The organism is Nocardioides campestrisoli, from assembly GCF_013624435.2.
In the GTDB taxonomy this organism is placed as follows: Bacteria; Actinomycetota; Actinomycetes; order Propionibacteriales; family Nocardioidaceae; genus Nocardioides; species Nocardioides campestrisoli.
This window is the reverse complement of sequence record NZ_CP061768.1, coordinates 3,123,727-3,145,968: the sequence shown is the minus strand read 5'-3', so window position 1 is coordinate 3,145,968 and position 22,242 is coordinate 3,123,727. Positions and strand designations below refer to the sequence as shown.

18 protein-coding genes and 1 riboswitch are annotated in these 22,242 nt (G+C 73.2%); of the genes, 11 read left to right on the top strand and 7 right to left on the bottom strand.

The annotated features are described in order from the left end of the window. Window positions 1–2: 2 nt before the first annotated feature. Together H8838_RS14725 and H8838_RS14720 are read right to left on the bottom strand one after the other, a co-directional pair. Window positions 3–1,760 carry an ABC transporter ATP-binding protein gene (locus H8838_RS14725; protein WP_185996550.1) on the bottom strand — a complete coding sequence of 586 codons (1,758 nt, stop codon included), beginning with the start codon at window positions 1,758–1,760 and terminating at the stop codon, window positions 3–5. Continuing rightward, a complete protein-coding gene (locus tag H8838_RS14720; protein ID WP_185996551.1) occupies window positions 1,757–3,481 on the bottom strand; it encodes an ABC transporter ATP-binding protein in 1,725 nt (574 codons plus the stop codon). Before H8838_RS14720 ends, H8838_RS14725 begins: the two co-directional genes overlap by 4 nt. Window positions 3,482–3,745: 264 nt before the next feature. Here H8838_RS14720 and H8838_RS14715 point away from each other — a divergent pair, with 264 nt between their 5' ends. Continuing rightward, entirely contained in the window at window positions 3,746–4,627 is an 882-nt protein-coding gene (locus H8838_RS14715) for a hypothetical protein (protein ID WP_191465634.1), read from the top strand. 65 nt (window positions 4,628–4,692) lie between these two features. On the opposite strand, the gene H8838_RS14710 is transcribed toward H8838_RS14715, so the two are convergent. Both H8838_RS14710 and H8838_RS14705 read right to left on the bottom strand, forming a co-directional pair. Then, window positions 4,693–4,944 carry a hypothetical protein gene (locus H8838_RS14710; RefSeq protein ID WP_181312160.1) on the bottom strand — a complete coding sequence of 84 codons (252 nt, stop codon included), beginning with the start codon at window positions 4,942–4,944 and terminating at the stop codon, window positions 4,693–4,695. After that, window positions 4,941–6,179, bottom strand: coding sequence for a PspC domain-containing protein (locus tag H8838_RS14705; protein WP_185996553.1), 1,239 nt, complete (start codon window positions 6,177–6,179; stop codon window positions 4,941–4,943). Before H8838_RS14705 ends, H8838_RS14710 begins: the two co-directional genes overlap by 4 nt. 143 nt (window positions 6,180–6,322) lie before the next feature. On the opposite strand from H8838_RS14705, the gene H8838_RS14700 reads away from it, so the two are divergent. The 6 genes from H8838_RS14700 (at window position 6,323) to pcrA (ending at window position 13,093) form a co-directional block, all read left to right on the top strand. Beyond that, window positions 6,323–7,612, top strand: a complete 1,290-nt coding sequence (locus tag H8838_RS14700; protein ID WP_185996554.1) for an ATP-binding protein — start codon at window positions 6,323–6,325, stop codon at window positions 7,610–7,612. Window position 7,613: 1 nt separating this feature from the next. Continuing rightward, a complete protein-coding gene (locus H8838_RS14695) occupies window positions 7,614–8,258 on the top strand; it encodes a LuxR C-terminal-related transcriptional regulator (RefSeq protein WP_181312163.1) in 645 nt (214 codons plus the stop codon). 53 nt (window positions 8,259–8,311) lie between these two features. After that, on the top strand, window positions 8,312–9,715 hold the full coding sequence (locus H8838_RS14690) for an APC family permease (protein WP_219924378.1): 1,404 nt from the start codon (window positions 8,312–8,314) through the stop codon (window positions 9,713–9,715). 1 nt (window position 9,716) lies between these two features. Beyond that, complete coding sequence (locus H8838_RS14685; RefSeq protein WP_181312164.1) at window positions 9,717–10,190, top strand: universal stress protein; 474 nt, start codon at window positions 9,717–9,719, stop codon at window positions 10,188–10,190. Window positions 10,191–10,265: 75 nt separating this feature from the next. Next, entirely contained in the window at window positions 10,266–10,619 is a 354-nt protein-coding gene (locus tag H8838_RS14680; RefSeq protein ID WP_181312165.1) for a hypothetical protein, read from the top strand. Window positions 10,620–10,657: 38 nt separating this feature from the next. Next, window positions 10,658–13,093 (top strand): DNA helicase PcrA, encoded by a 2,436-nt coding sequence (pcrA, locus tag H8838_RS14675; protein WP_181312166.1) that lies wholly within the window; start codon window positions 10,658–10,660, stop codon window positions 13,091–13,093. 37 nt (window positions 13,094–13,130) lie between these two features. Here pcrA and H8838_RS20225 read toward each other — a convergent pair whose 3' ends face one another. Next, a complete protein-coding gene (locus H8838_RS20225; RefSeq protein WP_219924379.1) occupies window positions 13,131–14,195 on the bottom strand; it encodes a peptidoglycan DD-metalloendopeptidase family protein in 1,065 nt (354 codons plus the stop codon). A 320-nt stretch (window positions 14,196–14,515) separates the two neighbouring features. After that, window positions 14,516–15,877, bottom strand: coding sequence for a cryptochrome/photolyase family protein (locus H8838_RS14665; protein WP_185996555.1), 1,362 nt, complete (start codon window positions 15,875–15,877; stop codon window positions 14,516–14,518). Window positions 15,878–16,012: 135 nt separating this feature from the next. On the opposite strand from H8838_RS14665, the gene sucC reads away from it, so the two are divergent. Both sucC and sucD read left to right on the top strand, forming a co-directional pair. Beyond that, window positions 16,013–17,182, top strand: a complete 1,170-nt coding sequence (gene sucC / locus H8838_RS14660) for an ADP-forming succinate--CoA ligase subunit beta (protein ID WP_185996556.1) — start codon at window positions 16,013–16,015, stop codon at window positions 17,180–17,182. Between the two features lie 19 nt (window positions 17,183–17,201). Further along, complete coding sequence (gene sucD / locus H8838_RS14655) at window positions 17,202–18,083, top strand: succinate--CoA ligase subunit alpha (RefSeq protein ID WP_181312170.1); 882 nt, start codon at window positions 17,202–17,204, stop codon at window positions 18,081–18,083. 102 nt (window positions 18,084–18,185) lie between these two features. Here sucD and H8838_RS14650 read toward each other — a convergent pair whose 3' ends face one another. Further along, window positions 18,186–20,060, bottom strand: a complete 1,875-nt coding sequence (locus H8838_RS14650; RefSeq protein WP_185996557.1) for a SigE family RNA polymerase sigma factor — start codon at window positions 20,058–20,060, stop codon at window positions 18,186–18,188. Between the two features lie 159 nt (window positions 20,061–20,219). Here H8838_RS14650 and H8838_RS14645 point away from each other — a divergent pair, with 159 nt between their 5' ends. Then, on the top strand, window positions 20,220–21,494 hold the full coding sequence (locus H8838_RS14645) for a cell division protein PerM (RefSeq protein WP_185996558.1): 1,275 nt from the start codon (window positions 20,220–20,222) through the stop codon (window positions 21,492–21,494). 9 nt (window positions 21,495–21,503) lie between these two features. Next, window positions 21,504–22,136, top strand: coding sequence for a phosphoribosylglycinamide formyltransferase (gene purN / locus H8838_RS14640; RefSeq protein ID WP_185996559.1), 633 nt, complete (start codon window positions 21,504–21,506; stop codon window positions 22,134–22,136). A 2-nt stretch (window positions 22,137–22,138) separates the two neighbouring features. Beyond that, window positions 22,139–22,216: riboswitch (ZMP/ZTP riboswitch) on the top strand. The last annotated feature ends 26 nt before the right edge of the window (window positions 22,217–22,242 follow it).

Below are 22,242 nucleotides of genomic sequence, written 5' to 3'. Positions count from 1 at the left end.
GCTCAGTCGCGGCCGTGCCAGGACTCCCAGAGCGCGGCGTACGAGCCACCTGCGGCGACCAGCTCGTCGTGCGAGCCGAGCTCGGTGATCATGCCGTCCTCCACCACCGCGACGCGGTCGGCGTCGTGGGCGCTGAAGAGGCGGTGCGCGATCGCGACCACGGTCCGCCCGTGGAGCACCGCGGCCAGCGAGCGCTCCAGGTGGCGGGCGGCGCGGGGGTCGATCAGCGACGTCGCCTCGTCCAGGACCAGGGTGTGCGGGTCGGCCAGCACCAGCCGGGCCAGCGCGATCTGCTGGGCCTGGGGCGCGGTGAGCGCCGCGCCGCCGGAGCCGACCTCGGTCTCCAGCCCTTCGGGAAGCGCCTCGACCCAGTCCAGGGCGTCGACGGCCTCGAGGGCGGCCCGTACGTCGTCGTCGGTGGCGGGGCGCCCCTCCGGCACGGCCAGCGCGAGGTTGTCGCGCAGCGAGCCCACGAAGACGTGGTGCTCCTGGGTGACCAGCGCGACGTGGCCGCGCAGGTCCGCCAACGGCAGCTCGGTCAGGCCCACGCCGCCGACGGTGACCGAGCCCTCGCGGGGCGGGTGGATGCCGGCCAGCAGCCGGCCCAGCGTCGACTTGCCGGCACCCGAGGGCCCGACCATCGCGATCCGCTCGCCGACCCCGATGTCCAGCGAGACCCCGTGCAGCACGTCGCGGCCCTCGACGTAGGAGAAGTGGACGTCCTTGGCCTGCAGCCGCTCGTCCAGCGGCTGGGCGTCGGTGGCCTCCCGGTCGTCGGGCACGTGCGCGACGCCGAGCAGCCGGGCCAGGGACGCCGCACCCATCTGCAGCTCGTCGAGGATCGCCACGATCCGGTCGACCGGGTCGATCAGCATCTGCACGTAGAGGGTGGCCGCGGTGACCTCGCCGAGGGTGACGCTGCCCTGGGTGTAGAGCCAGCCGCCGAGGAGCAGGGTGCCCACCGTCGGCAGCAGGTAGGAGATCTCCATGCTGGGGAAGAACCGGGTACGCAGCGCGAGGGTGTAGCGCTCGGCGTCGAAGGAGTCCTTGCAGTCGGCGTCGATCTGCCGGGTCCGCTCCTGCGCCAGGCCGAGGGCCTCGACGGTGCGGGCGCCCTCGACGGTCTCGGTCAGCGTGGCGCTGATCTGGGAGTACGTCGCGGACTCGCGCAGGTAGCCGTCCTTGGCGCGAGCCAGGTACCAGCGCAGCCCGATCACCAGCGGAGGCAGCGCCAGCAGGCAGGGCAGCGCCACCCACCAGCCGACGCTGATCGCCGCGGCCAGGGTCAGCACGGCGGTGACCACCGCGATGGTCCACTCCGGCAGGGCCCAGCGCACCGACCAGCCGAGCTGCTCCACGTCGCGGCTGGTCCGGGTCATCAGGTCGCCCGAGCCGGCCGACTCCACCGTGCCGATCGGCAGCGCCAGGGCGTTGTCGACGAAGTCCTCGCGCAGCTCGGCCAGCACCCGCTCGCCGAGCACCTGGCTCAGCAGCCGGGCGAACCGGGTGGCCACGGTCTGGGCGAGCAGGAAGCCGCCCAGCAGCAGGATCACCTGGTCGACGTAGCCCACGGTGGTCCCGGTCTCGACCGCCTCGACCAGGTCGCCGAGCAGTCGCGGTGCGGCGAGTGCGGCGAGCGCGGCCAGCACGTGCAGCGCCAGCGCACCGCCCAGAAGCCGCGGATGGCGGCGCAGGATCGAGACGGCGTACCGGCCCACCTCGCCGCCCTGGGCGACCGGCAGCGTGGTCTGAGCGCTCATCGGGCGGCCTCCTCGGCCTCGCGGGTGACCACGGCCCGGTAGGCGGCACTGGTCTCCAGCAGCTCGGTGTGGGTGCCTCGGGCCACGATCCGGCCGTCCTCGAGGAGCGCCACCTCGTCGGCGGCGTCGAGCATCAGCGGACTCGTGGTGGTGACCACGGTCGTCCGCCCCGCGCGGTGCGCGCGCAGCCGCGCGGCGATCCGCGCCTCGGTGTGGGCGTCGACCGCGGAGGTCGGCTCGACCAGGACCAGGATCTCCGGGTCGCCCGTCAGTGCGCGGGCCAGCACCAGCCGCTGGCGCTGCCCGCCCGAGAAGCTGCGTCCCCGCTCGGTGACCAGGGTGTCCAGGCCGTCGGGGAGCGCCTCGAGGACGTCCTCGGCGCTGGCCGTGGCCAACGCGGTCCGGACCGCCTGCTCCCCGCCCCGGCCGCTGACGTCGAGCCGGTCGGCGAGGCGGCCGGAGAACAAGGTGGCGCCGGTGTCGGAGACCACGATCCGCTCGCGTACCTCGCTGCGGCGCAGGGCGGGCAGCGGCACCCCGCCGAGGGTGACGTCGTCGTCCAGCTCGGCCGCGGCCATGCCCAGCCGGTCGGCGAGCAGCGCCGACTCGTCGGGTCGCTCGCAGACCACCGCGACCAGTCGCCCGGGGTGGACCCGCAGCCCGGTGCGGGAGTCGTGGAGCTCGGAGCCGACCGGCGGGGAGGGAGCCGGGGAGTCGGGGTCGGTGTGGTCGGGCGTGAGCGCCAGGACCGTGCAGACCCGCCGGGCCGAGACCCGCGCCCGGATCAGCTTGTTGGCGAACTCGGTGACCGTGCGCAGCGGGATCACCAGGAACGCGGCGTACCCGTAGAAGGCGATCAGCTCGCCGACGGTGATGTCGCCCGCGACCGCGGACCGGGCGCCCAGCCACACGACCAGCACCACGAAGAAGCCGGGCAGGAAGACCTGGAGCGCGTCGAGCACCGACTGCACCCGGGCCACCTCCACGCCGGCGCGCCGGGTCTCCTGGGACTGGCGGCGGTAGCGGTCGAGGAAGACCTGCTCGCCGCCGATGCCGCGGAGCACCCGCAGGCCGCTGACGATGTCGGTGGCGGTGTTCGACAGCCGGCCCATCAGGTGGCGCTGGTGCGCGCTGCGGCGCTGCAGGGGGCTCAGCAGCGGACCGACCAGCAGCATCATCAACGGGACTCCGACCAGCACCACCAGGCCCAGGGTGACCGAGGTGCTGAGCAGGATCGCGGAGACCAGGACGAAGGAGACGATCGCCCCGGCGAACCGGGCCATCACGTCCATCACCTGTCCCAGGTGGGAGATGTCGCTGGTGCCGATCGCGATCACCTCGCCGGCGGAGACCTTGCGCGGCAGCGTGCCCCCCAGGTGGACCGTGTGTCGGCCCACCAGCTGCACGGTGCGGTAGGCGGCGATCAGCCAGTTGGTCACCGCGAACCGGTGACGCATGATGCCGCTGAACGCCTGGACCAGGCCGATCGAGAGCATCACGCCGGCCCAGACCAGCAGCTGGTCGGAGTCCTGCGCGGCGACGCCGCGGTCGATGGCTCGCCCCAGGACGGCGGGCATCACGGCCTGCGCGCCCATCCACACGATGCCGAACGCCATGCCACCCGCCAGCGTCTGCCACTGGCCCTTCGCCAGCCACCAGAGGAAGCGTCCGGGGGAGCGGTGGTCGGCGACTCCGGGGTCGCTCAGGGGCAGGTCGCGCACTTGTTCGATTCTACGGAGCGCGGCCCCCTGGCGACGAATCAATTACCGCCTCGGGCCAGCCGGGCGAGACGTCCTGCGGGGCTCATGTGGTGGGTTGGTGCACGATCTGGCCCGCTCAGGCTCACCAACCCACCACTTCACAGGGCCATCCACAGGCGCGGACACGATCTGGCGCAGGCCCCGGCGCTCGGCGCGAGGCTGCGTGCCGTGGAGGAGATAAGACGCGCCGTCGGGGGCGCCCGGGCCGGCCGGGGATGGCAGCCGGTGACCCGCGGGGTCCACCGCAGGACCGACGCGACCGACCCCTTCCTCGCCGACCTGAGGGGGTGGGCGCAGGTGCTGCCGCCAGCAGGACGCTTCACCCACCTCACCGCCGCGACGCTGCACGGGCTCTGGCTGCCACCCCTGCCACCCGGGATCCCGGTCTTCGCGGCGATCCCGCAGGAGCAGGGCCGGCCGGTGCGCCCGGGGCTGACGGTGCTGCGGCCGAGTCGGCTGGAGCCGGCCGTGCTCGTGGCAGGGGTCGAGGTGGACCCGCCGGAGCGCACCCTGCTGACGCTGGCCCGGCACCTGTCCGAGCTCGACCTGACCGTGCTCGTCGACTCCGCGCTGCACGCTGGCCTGACCGACGTGGCAGGGCTGGCACGGTGCGCGACCGGACGGCAGCGAGGTGCTCCTCGGCTGCGGCGGGTGCTCGCGTGGGTCGACGGTCGCTCCGAGTCCGCGTGGGAGACGATGCTGCGCCGTCTGCACGAGCTGTGCGGAGTCCGGGTCGAACCGCAGGTGGAGGTGCGTGACGACGACGGGACCTTCGTCGCGCGGGGAGACCTCCGGCTGGTCGGGACCCGGGTGCTGCACGAGTACGACGGCGGTCACCACCTCGAGGTGTCCAGGCAGCAGGCCGACCTGAGGCGCGCGCGGGGCCTGGTCCGGGCCGGGTGGATCCGTCGGGGCTACACCGCCGGCGACCTGCTGCACCGCGCCAGCGGCGTACTGCGTGACGCGGACGACAGCCTCGGACGGCCCCACGACCCGGCGCGGGTCGCGGCCTGGCACGAGCAGCTGCGCGCTTCCTGCTTCACGCCCGCGGGCAGGTTCGCGCTGCTCGGCCGGCTCGGGCTCGCGACGGACCGGACACAGCGCTGAAGTGGTGGGTTGGTGCACGCCCCGGCCCGCTCAGGCTCACCAACCCACCACTTCGCGGGCATGCGTCAGGGTGTGCCGGACCGCCGGCCGACGGAGACCGCCAGCAGGCCACCGAGCCCGGCCAGCACCCACGGCACCGGCAGCAGCCAGCGGAGGTCGTCGGCGTCGGCCAGGTCGGAGCTGACCGCGGCCCAGACCCCGACGAAGCAGAGGAAGGCGATGCCCATGACCAGGTGTGTCACGTTGACCGGGTGCGTGCCGCCGGTCGGGGGGTCGGGGGCGAACGGGTCGTCGTCCCAGTCGCGGTACTCGGTCATGACGCCTCCTGGGCTCGGGTCCTGACGACGATCTCGCCCACGCCGATCTCGACGTCGAGGTCGAGGCTGGGCTGGTCCTTGGTGCCGGGGCCGGCGGAGGTGGCGGAGCCGGTGAGGTCGATCCCGCCGCGCTCCAGGGAGTCGAAGAGCTCCAGCCGGCCGGGCCCGCCCACCTCGGCGTCCACCTCCGCGTCCAGGCCCTCGGGCAGCAGCACCTCGATCCGGCCGACGCCGCCCTCGATCCGCACGGCGCGCCCGTCGAGCGCGTCGAGGTCCTCGACGTCCCGGAGGTCCAGCACCAGCTCACCGGTCCTCAGCTCGTAGGTGTCGGACACGTCGTCGGCGATCACCGGCACCACCTCGATCCGCTCACCCGGGAGCTTCTCCACGGCCAGCGCACCGGCGGTGGCCACCAGGGCGACGAGGCCGAGGGCGATCAGGCCGCCGGCCCGGCCGTAGAAGGAGCCCACCAGCAGCATCGCCGCGATCAGCGCCAGCGCCAGGGCGGGGTAGGTGCTGTCGGGCACCGAGAGGCCGGCCAGGTCGAGCACGCCGAGGGCGCCCACGGCGAGCGCGACCAGCGCGCAGGTGAACCAGAAGAGCACCGGGCCGCGCTTGCGCGGGTCGCGCGGGCGGGTCGGCGGCACCGCCGGGGCCGCGTACGTCGGCGCGGCGTACGCCGGTCCGACCGGGGCGTAGGTCTCGGCGTAGGAGCCGGCCGCCGGAGGGGCCGCCGGCCCGTAGGTCTCGGTGTACGTCCGGGGCGGAGCGGGCTGCTGGGCGGGCTCGGCGGACCCCGGAGCGTCGTCGCGGAAGAAGAAGAACCAGACGGCGAGGGCGACCAGCGCCAGCGGCCACGGGAACCAGTAGAGGTTCCAGGAGTCACCCAGCACCAGCAGGGCGGCCAGGACTCCCGCACCGATCACTGCGATACCGCGGCTGCGCTCGTCCAGGTGCAGCGGTGCCTGGTCGCTGCCGTCCTCTGGCAGCAGGAGCCACAGGGCGGCGTACAGGACGAGCCCGGCGCCGCCGAAGAAGGCCAGGACCACGAAGGTGATCCGCAGCAGCAGCGGGTCGACGTCGAGGTGGCGGGCCAGGCCGGCCGCGACCCCGGCGATCTTGCGGTCCTCGGTGGGGCGCCTGAGCCTCCCCACGTCGCGGACCTGGGCACTGCTCACCCGGGGGCCGTCTGCCGGAGGCGGTGCCGCCGGGCCGGGGTGGGGGTTCTCGTCCATGGCACCAGCCTGGTGCCTCGCGGGTCCGCGCACCATCGGGGGTGACCCTGAGATCGGGCCCGGGACGCACGCCCGGGCTCAGGGTCGACTCGGGGTCTGTCCTGATGGCCGGCCCCGTCCGCGCCTGAGACGATGAACCCGCCATGACCAGCACCGAGCCCCTGCCGCCCCCGCCCGGACCGTCCGGACCGGCCGCGCCTCGCCGGGCCACCAGGGACTCCCAGCACCTCGTGCTCGGCGGTGTCGCGTCCGGGTTGGCCCAGCACCTCGGACTGCCGGTGACCTGGGTCCGGGTGGCCTTCGTCGCCACCACCGCCCTCGGCGGCCTCGGCGCGGCGATGTACGCCGCGATGTGGCTCTTCCTGCCCTCCGACGCCCGGTTCGAGACCGCGGCACCCGGGCTGGAGGGGGCGACCCGCACCGGTCGCCGTCCCGGCAGGGCCGCCAGGCTCAGCGACGCCGGACCCGCGATCGCCCTGGGCGCCCTCGGCCTGGGCGTGCTGCTGGGGCTGCAGGCGTTCGTCGGGGCGACCGGTCTGCTGTGGCCGCTGGTGCTGGCCGGCGTGGGGGTGGCGTTGCTGTGGCGCCAGGCCGACGAGGCCCAGCGGGAGCGGTGGCTCAACCCGGCCGGCGGCGTCGGCCCGCTCCGGGCCGTCTTCGGCACCGGGACCTGGTCCTCCTACCTGCGCGTGGCCGCCGGGGTGGTGCTGGTGGCGGCAGCCGCCACCCTGGCCGCCGTCAACGACGAGGGACTCTCGGTGGCCCGCGACGTGGCCTTCTCGGCGCTGCTGGGGATCGCCGGCGTGGCCGTGGTGATCGGGCCCTGGGTCTTCCGGCTCGCCTCCGACCTCGGCGCCGAGCGGGCCGAGCGGATCCGCACCCAGGAGCGCGCCGACGTGGCCGCCCACCTGCACGACTCGGTCCTGCAGACGCTCGCGCTGATCCAGCGCAACGCCGGCGACCCGGAGACGGTCTCCCGGCTGGCCCGGGCCCAGGAGCGCGAGCTGCGCACCTGGCTCTACGTCGGCGAGGAGGGCACCGACGAGACCGTCGCCGGGGCGCTCCGGGAGGCCGCGGCCCGGGTGGAGGACGAGCACGGGGCCGTCGTCGACGTGGTCACGGTGGGGGACACCGTCGCCGGGCCCGGCCTGCGGGCGCTGGCGCTCGCCGCCAAGGAGGCGATGGTCAACGCCGCCAAGCACGCCGGCACCGCCCGGGTCGACGTCTACGCCGAGACCGGGCCGGAGTCGGTGGAGGTCTTCGTGCGCGACCGGGGCGTCGGGTTCGACCTGGACGCCGTGCCGCAGGACCGGCTCGGCGTACGAGGGAGCATCATGGACCGGATGGCCCGGCACGGCGGCACCGCCACGGTGCGGTCCGCGCCCGGCGAGGGCACCGAGGTGCGGCTGTGGATGCCGCTCGAGGAGGGGTGAGGTGGAGCGCACCAGGGTGGTGGTCGTCGACGACCACGCGATGTTCCGGGCCGGCGTGCGGGCCGAGCTGGCCGTGGCCGGCAAGGACCTGGTCGACGTGGTCGCCGAGGCGGCCGACGTCGACGAGGCGGTCCGGGTGATCCGGGACGAGGCGCCCGACGTCGTCCTGCTCGACGTGCACCTGCCCGGCGGCGGCGGGGTGGAGGTGATGCGCCGGACCCAGGACCGGCCGCGCTTCCTGGCGCTCAGCGTCAGCGACGCCGCGGAGGACGTGATCGGCACCATCCGGGGCGGTGCGCGTGGCTACGTGACGAAGACGATCACCGGCCCGGAGCTGGTGGACGCGATCCGACGGGTGGCCGACGGGGACGCCGTCTTCTCCCCGCGGCTGGCCGGCTTCGTGCTGGACGCCTTCTCCGGGTCCATCGAGGTGGCCACCGTCGACGAGGACCTGGACCGGCTGACCGAGCGCGAGCGGGAGGTGATGCGGCTGATCGCCCGGGGCTACGCCTACAAGGAGGTGGCGCGCGAGCTCTTCATCTCGGTCAAGACCGTCGAGACCCACATGTCCTCGGTGCTGCGCAAGCTCCAGCTCTCCTCGCGCCACGAGCTCACCCGCTGGGCCTCGGACCGCCGGCTGCTGTGACCGGGCGCCGCGCCTGAGGTTTCGCGCGAGAACCGTTCGGGCAAAGAGAGCGGGTGAACGACACATCCGTGGCAGGGGCGAGCACCCCCGACGCCTCCGAGGACTCCGAGCTCAAGCGCTCGATCACCGGCCGTCTGCTGTTCTTCTACGTCCTGGGCGACGTGCTCGGCTCGGGCGTCTACGTCCTGATCGGCTCGGTGGCCGGCGTGGTCGGCGGGGCCTTCTGGATCGCCTTCGCGGTGGGCGTCTCGGTCGCCGCGATCACCGGCCTGGCCTACGCCGAGCTCGCGACCAAGTACCCGCGGGCGGCGGGGGCGGCGCTCTACGTCAACCAGGCGTTCGGCAACCGTGCCCTGACCTTCCTGGTCACCGTCAGCTTCCTCGCCGCGAGCTTCGCGGCCGCCGGCTCGCTGGCCACCGGCTTCGCCCAGTACTTCGGGGAGCTCTGGGCGTTCCCGCCCACGCTGGTGGTCGCGCTGGTCTTCCTGCTGCTGCTCACCGTGATCAACTTCCTCGGCATCACCGAGTCGGTGGTGGCCAACATGGTGATGACCTTCGTGGAGATCGCCGGCCTGGTGATCATCGTCGGCATCGGGATCTGGTACGCCGCCCAGGGCGAGGCCGACTTCGGGGTGCTGACCCAGTTCGACACCCGCGACGGCGACAACGCCATCTTCGCGATCATCGCCGGTGTGGCGCTGGCATTCTTCTCCATGACCGGCTTCGAGAACGCCGTCAACGTCGCGGAGGAGACCGTCGAGCCGGAGAAGGCGTTCCCACGGGCGCTGATCGGCGGCATGGTGGCCGCCGGGGTGATCTACGTGCTGGTCTCGATCGCCGCCGCGATCACCGTCGAGGTCTCCACGCTGACCGACTCCGACGCCGCGCTGCTCGAGGTGGTCAAGGCCGACCTGGTCCCGGTCCCGCTCGGCTTCCTGACCGTGCTGTTCACGATCATCGCCTGCGTGGCGATCACCAACACCACCCTCGTCGCGGTGGTCACCCAGCCGAGGATCCTCTACGGGATGGCGCGGGAGAACGTCGTGCCGCGGGTCTTCGCCCGGATCCACGAGGGCCGGCGCAGCCCCTGGGTGGGCCTGGTGTTCAGCGCGGTGGTCCTCGTGCTGCTGCTGGTGATCGGCACCTGGGTGACCGAGGCGACCGACGGCGGGCTCGACCTGGTCGCCCGGCTCGCCACCGTCACCGTGGTCTTCCTGCTCTTCATCTACGCCCTGGTGATCGTCGCCGCGTTCAAGCTGACCGGCTCCGACGAGCACGAGCACACCTTCCACGCCCCGCGCTGGCTGCTCGCCGTCGGGCTGGTCGGCAACGTGGTGCTGCTCGGCTACGTGGTCTGGGACGACCCCTCGTCGCTGCTGTGGTGCGGCGGACTGGTGGCGGTGGGCTTCGTGCTCTTCGTGGTGCAGTATGTGGTCAGCCGGAGAAAGGCAGCCTGACATGGACGTCGTCGTCGCGACCGATGGGTCGAAGCAGTCACTGGCTGCGGCCCGCCACCTGAAGTCCTTCGCGGACCCGGCGAAGATCGGCACGATCACCGTGGTCGCGGTGATCCGCCCGCTGGCGGCCGTCCCGTTCGCCGACGACCTGCCGGTGGGCGAGGAGAAGGACGACGTGCTGAGCTCCGGCTTCCGGGCGCAGGCCGAGCACGCGGTCGCCACGGTCGCCGCCGTCTTCGACGGGTGGGGGCCGAAGGTGCAGCGCCGGATCCGCAGCGGCTCCCCGGCCACCGAGATCCTCAAGGTAGCCAAGAAGCAGGACGCCGGCCTGGTCGTCGTCGCCAGCGGCAGCCGCGGACTGAGCGACACCGTGCTGCTGGGCAGCACGGCCCAGCGGGTGCAGCAGTACGCCCCGTGCCCGGTGCTGGTGGTCCGCCCGGCGCCGCGTGCCCGCCGGGCCGTCCGCAAGGGCTGACGCGCCGGGTCGGCGGCGGCTCCGCCGCCTCAACCCGGAGGTCCGGGGCTGCGTACCGCCCGGTAGTCTCCGCGCATGGACACCCTGCGCCTGATCCTGCTGTTCCTGCACATCCTGGGCTACGCCGCGCTGCTGGGCGGGCTGCTGGTCCAGGCGAGGTCGGGGGAGAAGCAGGTCAACAGCCTGATGCGCGACGGCATCGGCACCGCCTTCGTCACCGGCATCCTGCTCGTCGGGGTGCTGGAGTCGGTCGGCGAGCCCGACCACGTCAAGATCGCGGTCAAGTTCGCGATCGCGCTGGTCCTGCTGGTGCTGGTGATGGCCAACATGCGCAAGCCGTCCATCCCCAACGGGCTGTACTACGGCCTGCTGGCGCTGACCCTGGTCAACATCGGCGTCGCGGTCTTCTGGAGCACCGCGCACGCCTGAGGCCGGCGTCGGTGCCGCCGCGTAGGGTTGGCACCGAGATGAGCAACCCCTTCACCCTTCCTGGCCTCGAGCACCTGTCCCGCCCCGAACGCCCCGCCCCGAGCGGGTCCGGGGGGAGTGGCGGTCCCACCGCCGAACAGCTGCTGGACGGGCTCAACGAGCCGCAGCGCAAGGCCGTGGTGCACGCTGGTGCGCCGCTGCTGGTGGTGGCCGGGGCCGGCTCGGGCAAGACCCGGGTGCTGACCCGCCGGATCGCCTGGCTGGTCGCGCAGCGACAGGCCCACCCGGGCTCGATCCTCGCGATCACCTTCACCAACAAGGCCGCCGCGGAGATGAAGGAGCGGGTCGAGGAGCTGGTCGGCCGGCGTGCGCGGATCATGTGGGTCTCGACCTTCCACTCCGCCTGCGTGCGGATCCTGCGCAAGGAGATCGACCGGCTCGGCTACAAGTCGGGCTTCTCCATCTACGACGCGGCCGACTCCAAGCGGCTGATCACCCTCGTGCTGCGCGACCTCGAGCTGGACCCGAAGCGCTACCAGCCGGGCGCGGTGCTGAACTGGATCTCCGACCAGAAGAACGAGCTGCGCGACGCCGAGGACGCGGCCAAGGAGACCAAGAACGGGTTCGAGGAGGCGTACGCCTCGGCGTACAAGGTCTACCAGCGGCGCCTGCGCGAGGCGAACGCGCTGGACTTCGACGACATCATCATGCTCACCGTCCACCTGTTCCAGGCGTTCCCGGAGGTGCGCGAGACCTACCGACGCCGGTTCCGGCACGTGCTCGTCGACGAGTACCAGGACACCAACCACGCGCAGTACGCGCTGATCCACCAGCTGTGCGCGCACGACCCGGAGGAGATAGGCAGCGCCCCCGCCGCCGAGCGGGTGGAGCCGGCCGAGCTGATGGTGGTCGGCGACGCCGACCAGTCGATCTACGCCTTCCGTGGCGCCAACATCCGCAACATCCTCGACTTCGAGCAGGACTTCCCCGACGCCAGCTCGATCCTGCTGGAGCAGAACTACCGCTCGACCCAGACGATCCTGGCCACCGCGAACGCGGTGATCGGCCACAACAAGGGCCGCAAGCCCAAGCGGCTGTGGACCGATGCCGGCGACGGGGAGCGGATCGTGGGGTACGTGGCCGACGACGAGCACGACGAGGCCCGGTTCGTCTCCGACGAGATCGACCGGCTGGTCGACGCCGGTCAGCGGCCCGCGGACGTGGCGGTCTTCTACCGCACCAACGCGCAGTCCCGGGTGTTCGAGGAGGTCTTCATCCGAACCGGCCAGCCCTACAAGGTCGTGGGCGGCGTCCGGTTCTACGAGCGCAAGGAGGTCCGCGACGCGCTGGCCTACCTGCGGATGCTGGTCAACCCCGACGACGAGATCTCCCTGCGACGGATCCTCAACACCCCCAAGCGCGGCATCGGGGACCGGGCGGAGGCCTGCATCGCCGCGCTCGCCCAGCGCGACGGACTCACCTTCTGGCAGGCGCTGACCCGGGCCGACCAGGCTCCTGGTCTGGCGACCCGCTCCCTGCGGAGCATCACGCCGTTCGTGGAGATGGTCGAGGAGCTCATGTCGATGGTGGCCGCGGGGGAGCGGGCCGACGTGGTGCTGGAGACGGTGCTCGAGCGCAGCGGCTACCTGGCCGAGCTGGAGGCCTCCGACGACCCGCAGGACGGGACCCGGGTGGAGAACCTCGCCGAGCTCGTGGCCGTGGCGCGGGAGTTCTCCGAGGACCCGGTCGCCGGTCCCTCGGCCGACCCCTCCGACGTCGACGCGGGGACGGTGGCCCCCGGCCTGCCCGACTTCCTCGAGCGGGTCGCCCTGGTCGCCGACAGCGACCAGATCCCCGACCCCTCGGAGGAGGACCAGGGCGTCGTCACGCTGATGACCCTGCACACGGCCAAGGGTCTGGAGTTCCCGGTGGTCTTCCTCACCGGGATGGAGGACGGCGTCTTCCCGCACATGCGCTCCCTGGGCGACCAGGTCGAGCTGGAGGAGGAGCGCCGGCTCGCCTACGTGGGGATCACCCGGGCCCGCGAGCGGCTCTACATCTCCCGGGCGGTCGTCCGCTCCGCCTGGGGCGCGCCCTCGCACAACCCCGCCTCGCGCTTCCTCGACGAGCTTCCGGTCGACCTCGTCGACTGGCGGCGTACCGAGGCCGCGCAGACGCGCTGGAGCCGACCCGACCTGACGTCGGGCTCGCCCGCGCGGATGGGCTCGCCGACCGAGGCCGGGCGACGCAACTTCTCCTCGGCCGCCCTGCGCGCCGACGCCGCCGCCAAGTCGAAGCGGACCCGGGAGATCCCCTCGCTGTCGCCCGGGGACCGGGTCGTGCACGACTCGTTCGGACTCGGCACCGTGGTCTCGCTCGACGGCGCAGGGGAGAAGTCGGTGGCGTCGATCGACTTCGGGTCCGAGGGCGTCAAGCGCCTGCTGCTGCGCTACGCCCCGGTCGAGAAGCTCTGAGGGCCGGCCTCAGGGCTCCTGGATCAGCGCCGCTGGATCAGGGCTGGAGGCCGTGCTCGAGCAGCGCCGAGTACGGGTTGACGTGGTCGCCGCCGCCGGGGCGGACCTCCAGGTGGAGGTGCGGGCCCGTGGAGTTGCCGGTGCTGCCGACGGTTCCGATGGTCTCGCCGCCCACGACCTGGTCGCCGACGCTGACGTGCATGCTCGTCTGGTGGCAGTACCAGATCTCGGTGCCGTCCTCGAGGGTGAGCACGGTCTTGTTGCCGTACGAGCCGTCGTAGCCGACCTCGGTGATGGTGCCGTTGGCGACCGCGCGCAGCGGGGTGCCCGCGGGGGCCGCGAAGTCGAGGCCGGTGTGGCTGGAGGCCCACAGACCGCTGACCGAGCCGTAGGTGGCCGAGAGGCGGTAGCCCTCCACCGGCATGACCCACAGGTTGGCCTCGATCTTGTCGGCCTGCCGCTCGGCCTGCACGGTGATGGTCTCGAGGGTCTTGGAGCGCTGCGCCGCGGCCTTCTCGGCCTGGGCGACCAGCTTGGCCTCCGTGGCCTTCTGCGCCTCGACCCGGTTGGAGTCGCGGCTGACGACCTCGGTGCGCTCGGCGAGGATCTCGCTGCCGGCGCCGGCGCCGGAGATCGTGCTCGCGGCGGAGAGCTCGGAGCTCGCGCTGTGCGTGGAGTCGGCGATCGTCGGGCCGGCTACGGTCACCGCGCCGCCGGTGGAGACGGCCAGGGCCGCGACTCCCGCCAGGATCGGCGCGGAGGGAAGACGCTTGAGCAGGGCGGAGCGCGTGCCGCTGGAGGTGCGGACGGCGCGGCGCTTGCCGGTGGCGGGCGAGAGGATCTCGGTGGACGAGGTGGCCACCCGGACCGGGCCGGACGGGGCGGCGGCGTGCGAGGCGATGGTGGGGGTCTGCTCGACCGCGGCGCGGGAGACGCGGGCGGGAGCGGTGCGGGCGGGCGCCAGGGTGCGGGTGGTCCGCGCACGCTTGGGCTCAGGACGGGCGGCGCGCTTGCCGGGACGGCTGCTCGCAGGGGCGGCTGCCCTGGTGGGGGCCGCCGTGACGGTGGGCGCGACGGCCGGTGCGGCGACGGGGGCCGCCACGGCAGCCGCGGGCCTCTCCGGGCTGCGCACGGTGCTCTGACGGGTGAGGAGGGGCTTGCGCGGTGCGCGAACCTCCGAGGTCGCACGACGACCGCCGCGCTCGGCTCGGTGGTTTCCCATAAAGGTTTACCTCGCGAAAAGTGGGGGTACAGACGTGCATCAGTCCGAATAACTCGGCTGACTGTACTGGATAGTGCTACCCGGGCGTAATTGAACGCAACCAGCAATGTTCATCGTTGTGCGCATCGCACGGGGTCCACAGGACCAGGTTCGGCGTGCGGGCTGGGAGTCCTGCGGCGGGTGTGACTGATGGGGTCACCTCAGCGCTCGCGCGTGGTCTGCTCGTACCGGCGCAGCGCTTCGCGGCGCTCCTCGGTGTGGTCCACGATCCGCGCGGGATAGTCGCGCTCGTAGCCCTGCGGGTGGCGCCACGGCTCGTGCGCGGCGGCCCCCGCCAGGTGCGCGAGCTCGGGCACCCAGCGGCGTACGTAGTCGCCCTGAGGGTCGAAGCGCAGCCCCTGCTGCACCGGGTTGAAGACCCGGAAGTAGGGGGAGGCGTCGGTGCCGGAGCCCGCCACCCACTGCCACCCGTGGTTGTTGGAGGCCAGGTCGGCGTCGACCAGGTGCTGGAGGAAGTGCCTGGCCCCCAGCGGCCACCACACGTGCAGGTCCTTGCACAGGAAGCTGGCCGTGACCATCCGCAACCGGTTGTGCATCCACCCCTGCGCCAGCATCTGTCGCATCCCGGCGTCGACGAAGGGGTAGCCCGTGGTGCCGGTGCGCCAGGCCTCGACGGCGTCCTCCTCGGTGCTGTAGGCCATGCCCGCCAGCGTGGGGCGCAGGTCGGACCAGGCGGAGCCGGGAGCGTGGTGCAGGACGTCGGCATAGAACTCGCGCCAGCCGAGCTCGGTGACGAACCGCTCCACCGAGGGGCTCGCGTCGGCCGGGAGGTCGGCGAGCAGGGACCGGGGGTGCAGCACGCCCAGGCTCAGCCAGGGCGAGAGGCGGGACGTCCCGTCCCGGTCGGGGCGGTCCCGGTCGTCGTCGTAGCGCGCCAGCAGCTGGTCGCGGAAGTGCCGCCATCGGCGCCACGCCCCCTCCTCGCCGGGGGAGGGCAGTCCCTCGGGCGCCTCCTCGACGGCTGCGCTCAGCACCCCGACGGCCTCGGCGTCGGAGTCCGCACGGACCAGGTCGGGGGAGCGCGGGGTCGCCGCCGGCGCCGCCCAGCCCGTCTCCCGCCAGGCCCGCGCCCACGGGGTGAAGACGCGGTAGGGGTCGCCGGCCTTGTTGCGCACCCGGCCCGGGCCCACGGCGTACGGCGAGCCGGTGTCGCGCCACCGCGTCCCCTGCTCCGCCAGCGCCGCGGCCACCGCGACGTCGCGGGCAGCGCCGTACGGGGTGGTCTCGGCCGAGACGTGGACCGTGCGCGCCTCCACCTCGCGGGCCAGCCGGGGCAGGACCTCGACCGGGTCCCCGGTCCGCACGGTCAGCCGGCCCTCCAGACGCTCGTCCAGGGCGCGCAGGGTGAGGGCGAGCCAGGAGCGGCGTACCGGGGAGGCGCGGTGCCACAGACGGGGGTCGACGACGAAGACCGGGACCGTGGCGGCCTCCGCCAGCGAGGCGAGCAGCGCGGGGTGGTCGCGGGTCCGCAGGTCGCGCCGGAACCACACCACCGAGGTCATGGAACTCACGCTACGTCCGGGTAGGGCGCGGGGGCTGGTCCACCGCGGGACCCGGACTGCGGGAACGGCTCCGACCGGGTCTAGGGTGCCCTGAGGAATCCCCGGACTGTCAATGAGAAAAAAAGGACTGGGTGAATGTCAGACCTGATGGAGTACCAGGCGAAGGAGCTCTTCGCCAAGCACGGCGTCGCGACCACCCTCGGAGTCGTCGTGGAGACGGCCGAGGAGGCCAAGGCCGCTGCTGAGCAGATGGGCGGCGTCACCGTCGTCAAGGCCCAGGTCAAGGCCGGCGGCCGTGGCAAGGCCGGCGGCGTCAAGCTCGCCAAGACCGCCGACGAGGCCTTCGAGCACGCGTCGAACATCCTCGGCATGGAGATCAAGGGGCTGACGGTCAACCGCGTCCTGGTCACCCCGGCGACCCCGCCGGTCGAGGAGTACTACTTCTCCTTCCTGCTCGACCGCTCCAACCGGTCGCACCTGTGCATCGCCTCGGTCGAGGGTGGTGTGGAGATCGAGGAGGTCGCCAAGACCAACCCCGAGGCCGTTCGCCAGATCCCGATCGACGCGCTCGAGGGCGTGACCCCGGAGAAGGCCGCCGCGATCGTGGACGACGCGAAGTTCCCCGCCGAGCTGCGGGACCAGGCCATCGAGATGGTCCAGGCCCTGTGGAAGGTGTACGTCGAGGAGGACGCCACCCTCGTCGAGGTGAACCCGCTCGCGCGGCTCGAGGGCGACAAGCTCGAGGCGCTCGACGGCAAGGTGTCGCTCGACGACAACGCCTCGGAGGTCCGGCACCCCGAGCACGCGCAGTTCGAGATCCGCGAGGAGGCCGACCCGCTCGAGGCGAAGGCCAAGGACCTGGGTCTCAACTACGTCAAGCTCGACGGCCAGGTCGGCATCATCGGCAACGGCGCGGGTCTGGTCATGTCGACCCTCGACGTCGTCGCGTACGCCGGTGAGGCGCACGGCGGCGTGAAGCCCGCCAACTTCCTCGACATCGGCGGCGGCGCCAACGCCACCGTGATGGCCAACGGCCTCGACGTGATCCTCAACGACCCCCAGGTCAAGAGCGTCTTCGTCAACGTCTTCGGTGGCATCACCGCGTGCGACGAGGTCGCCAACGGCATCAAGGGTGCCCTGGAGATCCTCGGCGACAACGCCACCAAGCCGCTGGTGGTCCGTCTCGACGGCAACAACGTCGAGCAGGGTCGCGCGATCCTGGACGAGCTGAACCACCCGCTCGTGACCCAGGTGGACACGATGGACGGCGCGGCCGACAAGGCCGCCGAGCTGGCGAACGCCTGAGAAACGGAAGACTCGAACTATGACGATCTACCTCAACAAGGACTCGCGCATCATCGTCCAGGGCATCACGGGCGGGATGGGCTCCAAGCACACCGACCTGATGCTCCAGTCCGGCGCCAACATCGTGGGCGGCGTCAACGCCCGCAAGGCCGGCACCACGGTCGAGCTCAACGGCCAGACCCTCCCGGTCTACGGCACCGTCGAGGAGGCGATGAAGGAGACCGGCGCCGACGTGTCCGTCGCCTTCGTCCCGCCGGCCTTCACCAAGGCTGCGTGCCTGGAGGCCATCGACGCCGAGATCCCGCTCCTGGTGGTCATCACCGAGGGCGTCCCGGTCCAGGACACCGCCGAGGTCTTCGCCTACCTCAAGGGCAAGAAGACCCGGATGATCGGCCCCAACTGCCCCGGCATCATCTCGCCCGGAGAGTCGCTGGCCGGCATCACCCCGCACACCATCGCGGGCAAGGGTCCGGTCGGCCTGGTCTCGAAGTCGGGCACGCTGACCTACCAGATGATGTACGAGCTGCGTGACTACGGCTTCACCACCGCCATCGGCATCGGTGGCGACCCGATCATCGGCACCACGCACATCGACGCCCTCGAGGCCTTCGAGAACGACCCGGAGACCAAGGCGATCGTGATGATCGGCGAGATCGGCGGCGACGCCGAGGAGCGGGCCGCGGCATACATCAAGGAGCACGTCACCAAGCCGGTCGTCGGCTACGTGGCCGGCTTCACCGCCCCGGAGGGCAAGACCATGGGCCACGCCGGCGCCATCGTCTCCGGCTCCTCGGGCACCGCGCAGGCGAAGAAGGAGGCCCTCGAGGCCGCCGGGGTCAAGGTCGGCAAGACGCCGTCCGAGACCGCCGCGCTGATGCGGGAGATCCTCGAGAGCCTCTGAGCTCCGACGTCTCGACGGACGCCCCGGCCACCTGGTGGTCGGGGCGTTCGTGCGTCCTGACGGTGCCCCGAGCGGTGCCTGGGGGTGCGGAGCGCCCCCCGGCTACTCGAGGGTGAGCCGGGGCAGTCGCTCCAGCGCGCGGCGGGAGAGCCAGGTGAAGTCGTCGCGGGCCATCGTGCGGCCGCGCGCCGGGGTGAAGCCCACCTGGGCCACCGTCTTGCCGTGGCGCATGATCGCCATCAGGAACTCGACGGAGGCCTGGTCGGAGATCGCCAGCTCGAGGCGCCACACGGTCAGGTCGACCTTCTTGCTCTCCCGGTGGACGAGCCGCTCCACCTCGGTGCCGAACCCCTCCTGGGCGCACTGCGCCACCCGGTTGCGGACCTGGGCGACGAAGGCGCGCCCGACCTTGGGGTTCCTGCTCCGGGCCGCCGACTCGGTCACGCCGAACTCGTCCGCGCGCTTGCCCCGGGGGAAGAGGTACGTGCGGGTGACCCCGCCCTGCAGCCCCTTGCCCTGGAAGCTGGTCCGGTCGCACCGGGTGGCGGCGACGTTGACGTCCGCGGGCTCGGGGCTCGTGCCCACCCAGGGTCCGACCGCGCCGGCCACCGGCGGCAGGTCGACCTCGCTGAGCAGGCCGGGGACCACTCCCGTGCTCGGCACCGCGGTGACCCGGGGCTTGGGCGGGGAGGCGCACTCGCCCGCGCCGGGAGTCCCGCACGTCGCGTTGACCGCGGCGGCCAGCACGCTGGCTGCGGGCCCGGGAGCGGGCCGTAGGCCACCGACGTTGGCGGCGGTCGCGACCAGCAGCTGGCCCGTGCGGGCCAGGGCGACGTGCACCGTGCGGGTGGGACCGGCCCACCGGCGGAGCGTGAAGACCCGTGCCTCGTCCCCGACGCCGGGCAGGTCGTGCACGGCCAGCAGCTGGGTCCTCGGCATGGCGCAGCCGGCCACCCACGCCTGGGCGGTGCCGAAGGCCTCGGCGGCCTCCTCCGGGCTGGCGGCCAGCTCGACGGACTGGACGGCGCTGGCGGACTCCTGGGCCTTCTTGTTCGTGTTCTTCTTCTTGTTCTTGCCGCCCCCGCGCGCCGGGCGGTCGCTCGCGGAGAAGTCGCGGACCAGCGCGGCCAGCGGCGCGGGACCGGCGTACCGGTCCTGCTGGCAGGGCAGGACCAGGCCGTCGCCCTCCTGGTTGCCGTGGGCGGTTGACTCGGTCCACTCCAGGCCGCGCCCGAGCCGGCGTACCTGGGGGGCGCTCAGCAGCACCTCGTCGGAGAGGGTCGGCGCGGTCTCCTCGGCCTCGACCTGGGTGGCCCGGCGCTCGAACCCCTGCTGGCCCAGGGTGGCGTCCACGGAGTCGCCCTGGGCGACGACCATGCCGCTGGTCACCACCGCGACGACCGTGGCCGCGACCCCGAGCGCGGTGTAGGTGCGGCGGCGGGCGGTCCCGGCACGACGCAGGATCGTGCTCCTGGGCCACCTGCCGCCGGCCACCGCGGCGGCCAGGCCCCGCAGGTGGTCGCCCACCTCTTCCGGGGACGACTCGCGGGCCTCGGCGAAGCGGCGGGTGCCCTCGGCCACGAGCTGGGCGGCCACCGACGGCGGGACGCCGATCTCACGGGCCGCGTCGGGCTGGGAGAGCGGCGTGAGGTGCGTGAGCACCAGTGCCTTGCGCTGCGGCAGGTCGAGGGTGGCCAGGGCGTCGAGGGTCGAGACGACCTCGGTCGGCACCCCCTTCTCCTTGTGCCACGGGCGGGCGGAGTGCCGGTGCCGGGCCCGGCTCCAGACGAGCGGCCGCAGCCACGCCTCCTGGTCCGGCAGGTGCTGCACCTTGTGCCAGTGGTGCCACGCCACCGCGAGGGCGTCACGGACCGCAGTGCGGGAGACGTGCAGGTCCCCGGTGAGGGCGTACGCCTCGGCGAGCAGGCGGTCACGGACGTCCCGGTAGAGGTCGTCGAAGTCGTTCGCGTGCGTCATGGCGACTCCACGGTACGGGAGGAGCAAGGCCGCGCGCAGGCGACCCGGGATGCCCGGAGCAGGAGTGTGAGGAACGTTGCCCGGTCTCGGTGCCGGGCCGCGGCGAGGACGGCGTGCCTGCGCCGGGGAGCCAGTCGCCGGAGCGATGATGGCAGGGCCATGACCTCCCTGCTCTCCTCCTCCGCCGTCCGGGAACGAACCACCCCGGACCAGCCGGAGCCTGGGCGGCGGCGCCGTCCGGTGCTGCTGCTGGCCGTGGTCTCCGGTCTCCTGGCCGCAACGCTCACGCTGGTCCTGGCGGCCCTGCTCACCCTGCTCGGCTGGTACCTGAGCGACGCGGGCGCCCACGGGGAGCCGCGCGACGCCCTCGCCGTGGCCGCCGGGGCGTGGCTGGTGGCCCACGGCTCGGGTGTCGAGGTCTCCGGCGTACCGGTGACCCTGGTGCCGCTGGGGCTCACCCTGCTCGCCTGCTGGAGCACCTGGCGCTCGGGTCGCCGCCTCGGGGAGTCGCTGTGGGGCCACGGTCCCGACGTGCACCGGCTCGCGGACGGGGAGCGCGACTGGACGGTGCCGGTGGCGGTCACCGGGTTCGCGGCCGGCTACACCGCGGTCGCCTCGGTGGTCGGCCGCGCGGTCGGGGACGACTTCCCCTCCGCCGGCGGTCCGGTCCTGCTCTGGGTGCTGGCGCTCAGCCTCCTGGTCGCCGCGCCCGCGGTGGCCATCGGCTCCGGCCGGGCCGCGGTGTGGGCCTCCGCCCTGTCGCCGGTCGTGCGCCACGGCGCCGCGACCGCCCGCTCGGCCGTCCTGCTCCAGCTCGGCGTCGCCGCGCTGCTGCTCGTCGCCGCGCTCCTGCTCGACCTGGGCGCCGCGGCCAACATGGTGGAGCAGCTGGGCACCTCGCCCGGCGAGTCGGTGCTCCTGGTCCTGGTCACCCTGGCGCTGGTGCCCAACGCCGTCCTGTGTGCCGGCGCGTTCCTGGCCGGTCCCGGGTTCGCGGTCGGGGGAGCCACCGTCGTCTCGCCGGGCGTCGTGGTGCTGGGACCCCTGCCGATGCTCCCCCTGCTCGCGGCGCTGCCCGAGCAGGGCACCCCGGTGGCCTGGCCCACGCTCGTCCTGCTGGTGCCGGCCGCGGTGGCCGCGGCGGCCGCCGTCCGGGTGCAGCGCCGCCGCCCGACGCTGCGCTGGGACCACGGGGCGCTGCGCGGTTGCGGCGGCGGGATCGTCGCCGGGCTGGTGCTCACCCTCCTGACCTCGCTGGCCGGGGGCGCGGCCGGGCCCGGGCGGATGCGGTTCGTCGGGCCGTTCACCTCCGAGGTCCTCTTCCACCTGATCACCGCGATGGGCGTGGGCGGGCTGGTCGGCGGGCTGGCCATCACCTGGTGGCAGCGGCACACCTCGGTGCCGGCCGACGCCGAGGAGCTCGAGGGTCACTAGACTCGCGGCGTGGCCAGTCCCTCCGCGCCCGCGCGCCTCGTCGTCCTCGTCTCCGGGTCCGGCACCAACCTCCAGGCGCTGCTGGACGCGTGCGAGGACCCGTCGTACGGCGCCCGGGTGGTCGCCGTCGGCGCCGACCGGCCCGACATCGAGGGGCTCGCACGGGCCGAGGGCCACGGGGTGCCCACCTTCGTCAAGCAGCTCTCGCACTTCGAGTCGCGCGCCGAGTGGGACCGGGCGGTGACCGCGGCGGTCGCCGGCTTCGAGCCAGACCTGGTGGTGCTGGCCGGGTTCATGAAGCTGCTCAGCGAGGAGTTCCTCGCCGCCTTCCCCGACCGGGTCGTCAACACCCACCCGGCGCTCTCGCCGGCGTTCCCCGGCGTGCGCGGCCCGGCCGACGCCCTGGCGTACGGCGTGAAGGTCACCGGCTGCACCCTGTTCGTCGTGGACGGCGGGGTCGACACCGGCCCGATCATCAGCCAGTCGGCGGTGCCGGTGGCCGACGACGACGACGTGGCGAGCCTGCACGAGCGGATCAAGGTCGCCGAGCGGGCCATGCTCGTGGACGCGGTCGGGCGGATCGCCCGGGAGGGGCTGCAGGTCGAGGGACGCAGCGTGCGTTTCGGGGGCCCGGCCACGTAGGCTGGGCCACACACGACTGGCGCAGGTGGGTCACCACCAGGGAGTGACGTCGAGTGGCATCGAACGCCTGGGTGCCCTCTCGTCCGTCCGCTACCCCGACGAGGAG